The organism is Micromonospora narathiwatensis (genome assembly GCF_900089605.1).
Taxonomy (GTDB): Bacteria; Actinomycetota; Actinomycetes; order Mycobacteriales; family Micromonosporaceae; genus Micromonospora; species Micromonospora narathiwatensis.
On record NZ_LT594324.1, the window covers coordinates 2,473,811 to 2,486,773 of the forward strand.

13 protein-coding genes are annotated in these 12,963 nt (G+C 73.4%); 11 read left to right on the forward strand and 2 right to left on the reverse strand.

Going from position 1 to position 12,963, the window contains the following annotated elements; translation table 11 throughout:
* Nucleotides 1–15: 15 nt before the first annotated feature.
* From GA0070621_RS10780 to GA0070621_RS10815, 9 genes are all read left to right on the forward strand, one after another.
* On the forward strand, nt 16–522 hold the full coding sequence (locus GA0070621_RS10780; protein WP_157739938.1) for a hypothetical protein: 507 nt from the start codon (nt 16–18) through the stop codon (nt 520–522).
* 36 nt (nt 523–558) lie between these two features.
* On the forward strand, nt 559–762 hold the full coding sequence (locus GA0070621_RS29495; RefSeq protein WP_157739939.1) for a hypothetical protein: 204 nt from the start codon (nt 559–561) through the stop codon (nt 760–762).
* Nucleotides 759–2,411, forward strand: coding sequence for a serine/threonine-protein kinase (locus GA0070621_RS10785; protein ID WP_091194139.1), 1,653 nt, complete (start codon nt 759–761; stop codon nt 2,409–2,411). The genes GA0070621_RS29495 and GA0070621_RS10785 overlap by 4 nt, the downstream gene beginning before the upstream one ends.
* A gap of 53 nt (nt 2,412–2,464) precedes the next feature.
* On the forward strand, nt 2,465–3,493 hold the full coding sequence (locus GA0070621_RS10790; RefSeq protein ID WP_091194141.1) for a hypothetical protein: 1,029 nt from the start codon (nt 2,465–2,467) through the stop codon (nt 3,491–3,493).
* A 71-nt stretch (nt 3,494–3,564) separates the two neighbouring features.
* On the forward strand, nt 3,565–4,458 hold the full coding sequence (locus GA0070621_RS10795; protein WP_091194144.1) for a mechanosensitive ion channel family protein: 894 nt from the start codon (nt 3,565–3,567) through the stop codon (nt 4,456–4,458).
* Nucleotides 4,459–4,576: 118 nt separating this feature from the next.
* Entirely contained in the window at nt 4,577–5,698 is a 1,122-nt protein-coding gene (locus tag GA0070621_RS10800; RefSeq protein ID WP_091194146.1) for a DUF3103 family protein, read from the forward strand.
* A gap of 184 nt (nt 5,699–5,882) precedes the next feature.
* Complete coding sequence (locus tag GA0070621_RS10805) at nt 5,883–7,187, forward strand: MFS transporter (protein WP_091194148.1); 1,305 nt, start codon at nt 5,883–5,885, stop codon at nt 7,185–7,187.
* A 166-nt stretch (nt 7,188–7,353) separates the two neighbouring features.
* On the forward strand, nt 7,354–9,216 hold the full coding sequence (locus GA0070621_RS10810) for a transketolase (RefSeq protein ID WP_091202256.1): 1,863 nt from the start codon (nt 7,354–7,356) through the stop codon (nt 9,214–9,216).
* Between the two features lie 19 nt (nt 9,217–9,235).
* Nucleotides 9,236–9,799: a GNAT family N-acetyltransferase gene (locus tag GA0070621_RS10815; RefSeq protein ID WP_091194151.1), complete on the forward strand. Its 564-nt coding sequence runs from the start codon at nt 9,236–9,238 to the stop codon at nt 9,797–9,799.
* A gap of 2 nt (nt 9,800–9,801) precedes the next feature.
* Here GA0070621_RS10815 and ligD read toward each other — a convergent pair whose 3' ends face one another.
* Nucleotides 9,802–10,755, reverse strand: a complete 954-nt coding sequence (ligD, locus tag GA0070621_RS10820) for a non-homologous end-joining DNA ligase (RefSeq protein WP_167666789.1) — start codon at nt 10,753–10,755, stop codon at nt 9,802–9,804.
* 143 nt (nt 10,756–10,898) lie between these two features.
* Between ligD and GA0070621_RS10825 the strand changes: the two genes are divergently transcribed.
* Together GA0070621_RS10825 and GA0070621_RS10830 are read left to right on the forward strand one after the other, a co-directional pair.
* The gene (locus GA0070621_RS10825) at nt 10,899–11,288 is read left to right on the forward strand and encodes a DUF2267 domain-containing protein (RefSeq protein WP_091194154.1); all 390 of its coding nucleotides are present in this window, start codon (nt 10,899–10,901) and stop codon (nt 11,286–11,288) included.
* Between the two features lie 38 nt (nt 11,289–11,326).
* A complete protein-coding gene (locus tag GA0070621_RS10830; RefSeq protein WP_091194157.1) occupies nt 11,327–12,121 on the forward strand; it encodes a maleylpyruvate isomerase family mycothiol-dependent enzyme in 795 nt (264 codons plus the stop codon).
* 24 nt (nt 12,122–12,145) lie between these two features.
* On the opposite strand, the gene GA0070621_RS10835 is transcribed toward GA0070621_RS10830, so the two are convergent.
* Nucleotides 12,146–12,904, reverse strand: a complete 759-nt coding sequence (locus GA0070621_RS10835; RefSeq protein WP_167666790.1) for a FadR/GntR family transcriptional regulator — start codon at nt 12,902–12,904, stop codon at nt 12,146–12,148.
* Nucleotides 12,905–12,963 lie beyond the last annotated feature (59 nt).

A 12,963-nucleotide genomic window follows, 5' to 3' on the forward strand; every position in this document is an offset into this window, starting at 1 on the left:
CGGAGGAGGAGACCGATGCGTGTCCCGACCGTCCCGCGTCGACGCCTGGCGCGGATCCGACCCGTACCCGTCCTCGTGGTCGCGATCGTGCTGGCGGCGGCCGTGGCCCTCGCCGGCTGGTACGCCGACCGCCGCGCCAGCCAGCGCGACCAGGCCGTACGCCAGGCGCTGGCCACCGCGCCCGCCGCCGCCAAGGCGCTCTTCTCGTACGACTACCGCACCTTCGACGACAGCGTCGCCAACGGCCGCACCTTCGCCGCCGGGGCGTTCGCCGACGAGTACGCGCAGACCACCACCGCGCTCAAACAGACCGCGACGAAGCAGCAGGCGGTGGTGCTCGCCGAGGTCTCCGCGACCGGCGTGATCAGCGCCGACCCCGACCGGGTCGAACTGCTGCTCTACCTCAACCAGTACCGGCGCAACGTGACCACGGCGGGGGAGAAGGTCGACCAGAACCGGGTGGTGCTCACCATGGCCCCGGTCGACGGGGAGTGGAAGGTGATCAAGGCCACCGCGATCTGACCGGCGGGCTTGCCCGCGCCTGGTACCACTTGCGACGTGTCCGTAACCGATCACATCGCGGTCGCGTCGCCCGGCCGGCGTCCGGCCGGCCCCGTACCCGGCCGGTCCGCCTGGTCAGCGGTCGACGTCCGGCTGACGGAAGCACCCGTTGCGTCGATGGCCGGCGGCTCCGGCGGGACGACACTGACCACCGAGGCGGTGGCCGACACCCGTCCCTGGAGCGCCCTGGAGTACGCATGAGCGGCTGGCAGCTGTCCGGCTACACGCCGATCCGTCAGCTCGGTGCGGGCGCGTCGGGCAGTGTCGTGCTCGCCACCCACGACGCGACCGGCACCCCGGTCGCCATCAAGTACCTGGTGCGCGACATCGGCGACGACCCGTCGTTCCGGATCGCCTTCCGCGAGGAGGCCCGGCTGCTCGGGGAGATCGACGACCCGCACGTCTCCCGGCTCTACGAGTACGTGGAGTCGCCCGCCGGCGCGGCCATCGTGATGGAGCTGGTCAACGGGGTGTCCCTGCGGCAGATGCTCCGCGAACACGGCCCCACGACTCCCGAGGCCGCGCTCTGCGTGTTGAAGGGCTCGCTCGCCGGGCTCGCCGCCGCGCACGGCCACGGCGTGGTGCACCGCGACTACAAACCGGAGAACGTGCTGGTCGCCGGGGAGGGGCTGAGCAAGCTCGCCGATTTCGGCATCGCCGTGCCGGTCGGTCAGGGCTCCGGCGCCACGGTCAGCGGCACGCCCCGCTACATGGCGCCCGAGCAGTGGACCGGCGCCGCGGCCAGCCCCGCCTGTGACATCTACGCGGCCACCGCCACCTTCTTCGAATGCCTGACCGGTCGGCCCCCGTACGACGGCCGGGACCTGTTCACCCTGCGCGAGCAGCACGCCTCCGCGCCGATCCCGACCGACCCGGCACCAGTGCCGGTGCACGAGCTGCTGCGGCACGGCATGGCGAAACAGCCCGCCGACCGGCCGCAGCCCGCCCAGGTGTTCCTCGACGTCCTCGACCGGGTGGCCGGCGAGGCGTACGGGGCGGACTGGGAGGAACGCGGGCTGCGCGAGCTGGCCCGGCGTGCCGCCCTGCTCGCCGCGCTCTGGCCGTTCCCCGACGGCGCCGGCGGCGCCACCAGCCTCGCCAGCACCACGCTCGGCGCGACCGCGGGCAAACGGCGCGGCCTGCTCCACCGTGGACGCAAACGGACGGTGCTGGTCGGTGGCACCATCGTCGCGGCCCTGCTGGCCGGCGGGGCCGGCTACAGCTACGCCGCGAACGACGACCCGGTCGCCGCGGGCGGCCCACCGCGTCCGGCCGGCGTCGACCCGGCGGTGACCGGCCCGCCGAGCGTCCCGACCGACACCCCGGCTCCGAACACCACCCCGTCCACGCCGGGCGCGGGCACGGTCACGCCGACAGCGACCCCGACCGCCACGCCGGTCCGCTCCGGCTCCGCCGCGCCCACCCGCTCGCCGGTACGCACCAGCGCGCCGGCCCCGACCCCGTCGACCAGCGTCTCTCCACCGCCCCCGCCCGACGTCACCGCGCCGACCGTCGGCGACGTGACCGCCAACCCGAGCGAGCTGCGGCCGAAGGACTGCCCGTACGGCTACCAGACCAGCACCGTCACCGTCACCGTCACCGACGACCGCAGCGGCCCGGCCGCGCTCGCGGTCACCTTCCGTTACACGCTGGAGGGCGTCACCTCGACGGTGCGGATGAGCTCCGTCGGCCGGGACGTGTTCCAGGCGACGCTGGGTCCGCTGCCGACGCCCAAGCAGGGCAGCCGCATCCCGATTCAAGCCACCGCCGTCGACGCCGCCGGCAACCCGGGCACCTCGGCGTCCCCGGTGTACGTGACCCTCTACGACTGCCCGCCCATCATCCGCTAGGAGCCGGACGTGCCCGCTGCCCAGACCCCCACCGTCACCCCGGGACGGCTCCCGTGACCCGGCCCGAGGAACCCACCGAGGCGCTGCCCGCCCGGGCCGTGCCGCCGCCCGTCGACCCGGGCGCGACCGTCGACCTCGGGCGTACCCAGCCGCCCGCCGAGCCGACCGTCTACCTCGCCGCTGCCGAGCCGACCGTTCATCTCCCCGGTGTCGAGCCCGCCGTCCATCTCGCCGCCGCGGAACCCACCGTCCATTTCGCCGCCGCCGAGCCGACCGTCCATTTCGCCGCCGCCGAGCCGACCGTCCACCTCGCCGGTGCCGAGCCGACGGTCCACCTCGCCGGTGCCGAGCCGACCGTCCACCTCGGCGCGGGCGAGGCGAGCACGCGCTCGGGTGGTGGCGACGCGACCGTGCGTCCGCCGGATCCGGACGCCACCGTCCACCTCGGCGGCGCACCCACACCAGGGGCAACGACCGGCTATCCCCGCGCCGCCACCGGGTACCCCCGTGCCGGAGCCGTCGGGGCGACCGCGGCCGGGGCGTACCAGGAGGTGACGGCGCGGGCCGGGACCGGCCCGTCCCAGCCGGTGCCCGGCGGCGAGGTGCGCTTCGGGCCCGGCGTGCCGGCCACGCCGCCGGCCGCCCCCGCCTGGCCTGCCCCGGCGCGGCGCTCACGGTGGCGGGCGGTCGTCTCGGTGCTCTCCACCCTGCTGACGGCGGCACTGCTCGTCGTGGTGGGGCTCTACGTGTGGCAGCGGCTCAGCCCGGTGGAGGTGGAGGGCGTCACGGTGGCCGTGCCGCAGCCGGCCGGCGACCGCTGTGACGTGACGGTCGACGTGGTGGCGACCGTCCGCACGAACGGGCGGGGTGGGTCGATCCGCTACCAGTGGCTGCGCTCGGACGCGCCGCCGGGTGGCCTGCTCACCGAGCGGGTGGGCCGAGGGCAGCGGAGCGCCACGCTCACCCTCAAGTGGACGTTCAGCGGCGTCGGCAGCACCACCGAGACCGCCACCGTGAACATCGTCGAACCGTCGCCGGTGCAGGCCGGCACGCAGGTCGGCTACCGCTGCCGGCGGAGCTGAGGGCGTTTCTCCGCCGCCGGGGTGGGGTAGGTCGAGGCGGATCGACCCGAACCTGTGCGTGGAGGCCTTAGATGAGAGACAACTTCGGCAACGCGGTGGGTGACGCGTTCCGTTCGGTGATGCTGTTTCTGCCCAAGGCGGTCGCCTTCGTCGCGATCCTGGTGGTCGGCTGGCTGGTCGCCAAGGCCGTGCTGAAGGTCGTGGACCGGGTCCTGGAACGGGTGCACTTCGACCGGGTCGTCGAGCGCGGTGGCCTCAGGACCGCCCTGGCCCGCTCGACGTACGACGCCAGCGACATCGTCGCCAAGCTGGCCTACTACGCGGTGCTGCTGGTGACCCTCCAGCTCGCCTTCGGCATCTGGGGCCCGAACCCGATCTCGGACCTGATCCACGGCGTGGTGGCATGGCTGCCCAAGGCGTTCGTCGCCATCGTCATCGTGGTGGTGGCCGCGGCCATCGCCAAGGCGGTGAAGGACATCATCTCCAGTGCTCTGGGGGGCCTGTCCTACGGCCGGGTGCTGGCGAACATCGCCTCGGTGCTCATCCTGGGCGTGGGCGTGATCGCCGCGCTCAACCAGATCGGGGTGGCCACCACGGTGACCACTCCGGTGCTGATCGCCGCCCTGGCCACGATCGGCGGCATCCTGGTCGTCGGCGTCGGCGGCGGTCTGGTCCGTCCGATGCAGAGCCGCTGGGAGACCTGGCTGGCCCGGGCCGAGGAGGAGTCGCGGACCATCGCCACCCACGCCCGGGCGTACCAGGCCGGGCGGCGGGACGTCGAGGCCCGACTGGGCCAGCCGGCCGGCGCGTACGCCGGGGCGGAGCCGACCCAGCCGATCCCGCCGTACGCCGACTCGGAGCGCACCCAGCCGACGACGCCGGGGCGGCCCGGCGCGCAGCAGCCGGCGGACAGTGAGGCCACGATGGTCATCCCGCAGGCGGACGTAACGAGGTCCCGCCGCTGACCGCCGGTTCTCGCGTCCGGTGCGCAAAACATTGACGACTGCCTATGCATGGATGCGATCATGGGCGTAGCCGGCTGCGCCGGTCGCCAGCCGGTGCCGCGACCGCAGAGGAGCCTCCATGCGTCCACGTTCCCTCCGTCTTGCCGTGTTCGCCCTCGGCCTGGCGGCAACCACCCTGATCGCCTCGGCGGCGACACCCGCCCAGGCTGATCCGGCCCACGCGCCGCGCGGGACCGACGCCGCCCCGGCCGGCGTCGGTCCCGTCTTCTCGGCCACCGACCGGCTCGCCCGCGAGGTCGCCGGCGCGCTCGCCGACCCCGCCACCCGTGACCGCGTCGCGTCGGCCGTCACCGCCGGGCCGGTGGACCTCTTGACGGCCGGATTCGGCGCGCGGGCCGACCGCACCGCGCGGTCGCTGAATCAGGCGGTGCTGGCGGCGAAGGGGTTGCCGGAGACCACCGGCTCGGTGCTGCGACTGCGGCTCGGGCACGACGGCATGGCAGGCGCTTTGGCCCGGTCCGAGCGCCCGCTCGTGGCGGCGGCATCGACCGACGACACGACGACCGGCGTGGTCGCCTACGACTCCGCCGGCGGACGCGTCGTCCTCGACCCGATCCGGCTGCCCGCCCGCCCGGTGCTGGTGGTCGAGGTCGACGTACGGAAGGCGATGGACCGTGGCCTGGCACAGGTTCGGCAGGAGTTGGTCGCGCGGGGCCTGACGCCGGTCAGGTCCACGGTGACGGCGCAGGCCGGCTACTGGGCCACCAAGGTCAACGCGATCCGGCTGAACGACGACAAGGAGCCGTGGATCAAGGGCGCCGCCGAGATCTTCAACGTCGTCGGCGGCTTCGGGCTCGACGGCAAGCCCACCGTCAACATCGTGGAGATGCCGTACCTCGACAACGACGGCACGATCTACTACCCGAACCAACTGCTGGTCCACTTCAACAACTACAAGTACAACCTGGCCGACGTGGTGATGTGGGAGGACGACGGCGACACCAACTACCGCGACCTCGCCAAGGCGCTGATCACCGCCCTGCTGACGGTCGTCGACTACGGGACCTACACCCCGCTGGTCAACGCGATCATCGACGCCATGCCGGCCAGCTGGTGGACCGACGACCCGGACTACGTCGACTCCTGGTACACCCTGAGCACCGGCAGCTCGGGCCGCCTCAACGGCGCCGCCGCCAACGGCTGGATGGACGTCGCCCCGTACTGGGTCCAGCAGTTGTGACCACGGTGCCGCCTCCCTTCTGCTCGGCCATGGGGGAGGCGGCACCCCTCGCCGGGGACACGCGAGCGGTCGGTGCCCGATAGCATCGGCGCATGACCTGGCGATGTTGATCCTGCCCTAGAGGCCGCGGGCCGCCGCGGACGCCGCTCGTCCGGTGTCCGTTCCGTCCCCCCGAGAAGGCCTCATGATCGTTGCTCCCGCGCGCGTGCCCGCGACCGGCCGGCTGGCCGCCACGCTCTACGGCTACGCGTTCCTCACCGACTTCGTCCTGCTCTACCCGCTGTACGTGTTGCTGTTCGCCGACACCGGGCTGTCGGTCGGGCAGATCTCCTCGCTCTTCGTGATCTGGTCGGCGACCGGCATCGTGTTGGAGGTGCCCTCCGGCGCCTGGGCCGACACGGTGTCCCGGCGGCTGCTGCTCACCCTGGCCCCGCTGCTGCCAGCCGTGGCCTTCGCCCTCTGGGTGCTCGTCCCGTCGTACCCGGCGTTCGCCGTCGGGTTCGTGCTCTGGGGCGCGAGCGGGGCACTGCGCTCCGGCACCCTGGAGGCGTTGGTCTTCAGCGAACTCGACCGGATCGGCGCCGCCGACCGGTACGCCCGCCTGCTGGGTCGGGCGCGCACCGCGGAGGTGCTCGCCGCGGCGGGTTCCGGTGCGCTGGCCGGGCCGATCTTCGCCGTCGGCGGCTATCGGGCGGTCGGCGCGGCCAGTGTCCTCGCGGCTCTGCTGGCCGCCGTCGTCGCGACCCGGTTGCCTGAGCACCGGCCGCCCCGGTCCGCGGTGGCCGCCGCGCCGGCCGTGGCGGCCCAGGGCGACGAGGTCGCGGCGGCCGCACACGACGAGGCTGTTGCGGCCCAGGGCGACGAGGCCGGGTGGCTGGGCAGCCTGCGCGCCGGCCTGGCCGAGGCCCGCGCCGACCGCACGGTACGCGCGGCTCTGCTGCTCGTCCCGGCGGTGACCGCGGTCTGGGGTGGCCTCGACGAGTACACCGGGCTGCTGGCCCGGGACACCGGCGTCGCCGGGGCCACGGTGCCGCTGCTGCTCCTGCTGCTCTGGGCCGGGATGACCGTGGGCGGGCTGCTCGTCCCGGTGGGGGAGCGGCTGACCACCGGCGGGTACGCCGGCCTGCTGGTGCTCGCCGCGTCGGCGCTGGCGGCGGGCGCGCTGGCCGGCCGTCCGGCGGGCTTCGTGCTGCTCGCGGTGGCGTTCGCCGCGTTTCAGCTCGCCACCGTGCTCGCCGACGTGCGGTTGCAGGCCCGGATCACCGGGCCGGCCCGGGCGACGGTGACGTCGGTGGCCGGGATGGCCACCGACTTGACCATCGTGGTGTTCTATGCCGGCTACGGCCTGGTCGCCGGCGTGACCGGCAACCGGGTCGCCTTCGCGCTGGCCGCGCTGCCCTACCTGGCGGTGGCGGCCTGGCTGGTCAGCTCCCGGGGCCGGCGGGCGCGCACGGTGCCGCCGGCTCGCCGCCGGGTCGGCGTGCCGTGACGTACCCGGTGCGTCACCTGCGGTGCTGACAACTGGCAGTTATCGGACAATACGGGGGCCTTCCTGGCTACCGTGTGGGCGAGAGGGCCTGGCGAGGCGGCCGGACCGGCCGGGACGCGATGGCCCGGCCGGGAAGGGCCGATCGCGGGAGGCGATACCGGTGACGATGGAAGCGGAGCGCACCCTCGGCGACGAGGAGGTCACCCGGCTGGGTGAACTCGCCGCACAGCTGCGGGTGGACTCGATCCGGAGCAGCACGAGGGCCGGGTCCGGGCACCCGACCTCGAGCCTGTCCGCCGCCGACCTGATGGCGGTGCTGATCGCCCGGCACCTGCGGTACGACTGGGTGAACCCGCCGACCCGGGCCAACGATCATCTGATCTTCTCCAAGGGGCACGCCTCGCCGCTGCTGTACGCGATCCTGCGGGCGGTCGGCGCGATCAGCGAGCAGGAGCTGATGGACACCTACCGCCAGCTCGGGTCGCGCCTGCAGGGGCATCCCACCCCCGCCCTGCCGTGGGTCGACGTCGCCACCGGCTCGCTCGGCCAGGGACTGCCCGTCGGTGTCGGGATCGCGCTGGCCGGACAGTATCTCGACCACCTGCCGTTCCACGTGTGGGCGCTGTGCGGGGACAGCGAGATGGCCGAGGGTTCCATCTGGGAAGCCCTGGACAAGGCCGGCCACTACGGGCTGCGCAACCTCACCGCGATCGTCGACGTGAACCGGTTGGGGCAGCGCGGACCGACCGAGCTGGAGTGGGACCTGGACACCTACCGGCGGCGCGTCGAGGCGTTCGGCTGCCACCCGATCGTCGTCGACGGCCACGACCTGGTGGCGATCGACGAGGCGTTCGGCCAGGCCCGGCAGGCGACCGGTCCGACCGTGGTGCTCGCCCGCACGGTCAAGGGCAAGGGGGTGCCCGAGGTCGAGAACAAGCCGGGGTGGCACGGCAAGCCGTTGAAACCCGACGTGGCCGAGCGGGCCGTACAGGCGCTCGGTGGCGTCCGGCAGATCCGCGTCAGCGGGCCCCGACCCGAGCCCGTTCCGCCCGCCGGGAAGCCCTCCGCCCAGCAGCCGCCCGAGCTGCCCCGATACGAGAAGGGGGCGATGGTCGCCACCCGGAACGCGTACGGGGACGCGCTGCGCGCGCTGGGCTCGCGACCCGAGGTGGTCGCGCTGGACGGCGAGGTCAGCGACTCCACGAGGGCCGACAAGTTCGGTGAGGCGTACCCCGACCGGTTCTTCGAGATGTTCATCGCCGAGCAGCAACTGGTCGCCGCCGCCGTCGGGTTGCAGGTACGGGGCTACCGGCCCTTCGCCGCGACCTTCGCGGCGTTCCTCTCCCGCGCGTACGACTTCATCCGGATGGCCGCCATCTCCCGGGCGGACCTCGCCCTGTCCGGCTCGCACGCCGGGGTGGAGATCGGGGCGGACGGTCCCTCGCAGATGGGGCTGGAGGACCTGGCCGCCCTGCGGGCCGTACAGGGCTCGACGGTCCTCTATCCCAGTGACGCCGTGTCCTGCGCCGCCCTGGTCGCCGGGATGGCCGACCGCAAGGGCATCGCCTACCTGCGCACCACCCGTGGCAAGTACCCGGTGCTCTACGACAACGGCGAGGACTTCCCGATCGGCGGCAGCAAGCTGCTCCGCGCCGGCAAGGACGACGACGTCGCGCTGGTCGGCGCCGGGGTGACGGTGCACAACTGTCTCGCCGCCGCCGACGAGCTGGCCCGCGAGGGGATCAAGGCCCGGGTCGTCGACCTCTACTCGGTCAAACCGCTGGACCGGCAGCGGTTGCTCGACGCCGTACGCGACACCGGCGGCCGGCTGGTGGTGGTCGAGGACCACTACCCGGAGGGCGGGCTGGGTTCGGCCGTGCTGGAGTCGCTGGCCGACCTCGCCGAGCCCGTTCGGGTGGCTCACCTGGCGGTACGCGGGCTGCCCACCTCCGGTACCTCGACCGAGCTGATGGACCAGGCGGGGATCGGGGTGAACGCCATCGTCTCGGCGGCGCGCGCGCTCTGCTGACCCGCCCTAGGATCGGCTGATGTTTCAGCCGGCGTACCCGATCCGAACCGCCCGCCTGACCCTGCGCCCGGTCACCCTCGACGACCTCGACGACGTGTACGCGTATCAGAGCCGACCCGACGTCGTCCGCTGGATGCTCGGTACCGGGCCGCGTACCCGGGAGCAGTCGCGGGCGTCGGTGGTGGCCATGACGGGCGAGGACGCGCTGCGCGCGGAGGGCGACTGCCTGACCCTGGCCGCGGTCACCGACACCGGGGTGATCGGCACCGTGGAGTTGGTCTGGCGCAGCCGGCTCGACCGCACGGCCGAGCTCGGGTATGTGTTCCACCCGGACCACGGAGGTCGGGGGCTGGCCACGGAGGCGGCCACCGCGCTCCTCGACTGGGGGTTCGACGAGTTCGGGCTGCACCGGATCTACGCCCGGTGTCACGGCCGCAACGACGCGTCCGCCCGGCTGATGGCCCGCCTCGGCATGCGGCAGGAGGCGCACCTTGTCGAGAGCTACCTGTTCCGGGGCGAGTGGGCCGACCAGCTCGTCTTCGCCGTCCTGGCCCGCGAGTGGCGGTCCCGGGCCGGGCGCTGACGCTACGCTTGCAGGCGGATCTCGGTCGGTTCCCGGTCGCTGCGCAACCCCTTCCACGAGGGGTGACGGAGCCGGCGGTCGGGGGTCCAGGACCGGAACGTGACGTCCCCGACCAGGTTCGGGTCGACCCAGACGGCGTGACGGGCGTGTTCGCGCGGCACCGGGGAGTCGAAGGGCGAGTCCGGCCGGCTCAGCGGCTTCAGGCGCTGCTGAAGGTCGCGCAGCACGGTCTGGGTGAAGCCGGTGCCGACGTGCCCGATGTAGTGCAGTCTGTCGTGCGCGTCGTACATGCCGAGCAGCAGGGAGCCGATCGTGCCGGCCCGCCGGCCGGCGCCCGGTTTCCAGCCGCCCACGATGACCTCGACGGTGTCGTTGAGCGGCACCTTCACCCACGCCGGCGCGCGGCGGCCCGGCTGGTACGGCGACCGGAGCTGCTTCGCGACGACCCCCTCCAGGCCGAGTTCCGCCGCCGCCGTGGCCAGATCCCGGCCGGCCTCGCCGGTCCAGTAGGGCGGGGTGTCGACGCTGTCACCGCTGAGCCCCAGCTTCTCCAGCGCCGCGCGCCGCTCGGTGTACGGCAGCGGCGTGAGATCGCGTCCGTCGAGGTGCAGCAGGTCGAACAGGTACACCCGTACCGGGGTCGCCGCGACCAGCGCGGCGGCCGGCGACCGGACGTGCATCCGGCGCTGGAGCGCGGCGAAGCTGGGCCGGTTGTCGCCGTCGAGCGCCACGATCTCTCCGTCGAGCACCGCCCGCCGCCCGGCCAGCAGCCGGGCGAGTTCGTCCAGCTCCGGGTACGCCCGGGTGACGTCCCGGTCGTTGCGGCTGAGCAGTCGGAACCCGCCGTTGACGTAGCCGATCGCGCGGACGCCGTCCCACTTGAACTCGTAGCCCCAGCCGGGTCCGGTGGGCAGGGCGCCACTGGAGGCGAGCATCGGCGGCACGAGCTGCGGCATCCTGGCACCCACGCCTCCGATCATTGCCAACTTCGTACCGTTCTGTGCTGATTTCTGGCCTTTGCCTGGCTGTTCGGACCGCGATCGTTTGTGGGCGTCGGTCGCGGGTAGCCACGCTGTCGCCGGGACGGGGAGGACGAAGCATGGCTGACCTGGAGTTCTTCGAGAAGGTGGCGGCACGGGCGGGCGTCCCGTCGGAGACGGCGCGGTCCCTGGCCGAGGCCACGCTGCGTACCCTCGCGGAGCGGATCAGCGGCGGCACGGCGGCGGACCTGGCCGACCACGTGGCCCACGAGCTGCGTCCGCTGCTGGCCCGGGCCCGCCCCGAGGAGCCGCAGGCGTTCGGCCACGACGAGTTCCTGCGGCGGGTCGCGGAGCGTGCGGGGGTGGCGCCGGACATCGCCGAGCGCGGCGTGCCGGCCGTCCTGCAGACCCTGGACCCGGTGGTCGGGCACCAGCGGTTCGAGCAGGCGATGTCGCAACTGCCGGCGGAGATCCGGGCCCTGGCCCAACCGGTGCCGCGCCGGCGCTGATCCGACCGGCGGTCGGGTCGGGCGTCTAGGTTGGGCTGATGACCGGGCTGAGCTTCGACCGACACTGCGCCGAGATCGTCGCCCAGAGCGACCTGCTGCGCGCCCATCTCGACCGGGCCGACCTCACCGTCGCCGTGCCGTCGTGCCCCGGCTGGAACCTGGGCCAGCTGGTGCGGCACCTCGGTGGTGGCCAGCGCTGGGCCGCCGAGGTGGTACGGACCCGGGCGACCGTCCCGCCCACCGACACGCACTTCCGCGACCTGTCGGCGTACGCGCGGGAGGAGCCGGCGGTGGTCGGCCCCTGGCTGGTCGAGTCCGCCGCCGAGCTGGCCGGCGCGCTGAACGCCGCCGGCCCCGAGGTCATGACGTGGACTCCGCTGCCGGTCCCGGCCGCGACGGTGTTCTGGGCCCGTCGGTTCGCCCACGAGACGCTGATGCACCGCGCCGACGCCGCGCTCGCGCTGGGCGAGGACCTCGCCGTCGACCCGGCGGTGGCCGTCGACGCGCTGGACGAGTGGATGGAGCTGGGCTCCCTGCCGATGATGTTCGACTTCTATCCGGAGCGGCGCACGCTGCTCGGCCCCGGCCGTACCCTGCACCTGCACGCCACCGACCTCCCGGCCGAGGCGGGTGCGGAGTGGCTGGTCGACCTCACCGGCGACACGCTGGCCTGGCGGCGGGCGCACGAGAAGGCCGCCGTGGCCGTACGCGGGCCGGTCACCGAGTTGCTGCTGCTGGTCTATCGACGGCGGCCGGTCGGCGAGGCGGCCGTCGAGGTCCTCGGCGACGCCGCGCTGCTCGATCTCTGGCTGGACCGGGTCCAGTTCGGCTGACGGTGGCCTGGCCGCCGCCGCTGCCTACCGGGCGGGCTCGGCGGTCTGGTCCCAGATCGACTTCATCTCGTCGAACGCCTGCTCCATGAGCTGAACCATCGCCTCCCGGGCGCGCTCACCGTCGTGCCGCTGGATCGCCTGGGCGACCTCGGCGTGCAGTTGCAACGCCTGCTCGTGCGGGTGGTGCGGCATGAGGTGGTGCTTGTGCCGGCCGGTGAGCACCTCCGCGACCAGATCCTGCAACCGGACGAACATCTCGTTGCCGGAGGCGAGCAGCACCCGTCGGTGGAACTCGATGTCGAGGCGCAGGAAGCGCTCCTCGTCGCCGGCCTGGCCGGCGGCCCACATCTTCGCCGCGAGCCCGACGAGGTCGCTCGCCTCGTCGTGACCGACCCGGCTGGCGGCCAGCATGGCGGCGTGCGGCTCGATGGCGGTGCGCAGCTCGGTGATCGACCGGAGCTGGGCGATCCGGCTGTCCGAGGCGAGCCGCCACCGGATCACCTGCGGGTCGAAGACGTTCCAGTCGTGCGCCGGCCGGATCGTCACCCCGACCCTTCGGCGGGTCTCGATGAATCCGATCGATGCCAGCACCCGCAGCACCTCGCGGACCACCGAGCGGGACACCTCGTACCGGTCGACCAGTTCGTCGATGTTGAGGACCGCCCCGGGGGCGAACTCGCCGCCGCAGATGGCGGTGCCGAGGTGCTCGAGCACGCGGGCGTGCAGCCCGGCTTCGGCAGGGGCGTGCTGGGCGGCGATGCCCCCGGAGGAGTACGGTTCCACGCCAAGGATCATATCAGTTGGATCAACCCCTTGAATAAGTCAGCTTTTTCGGCCTAGCA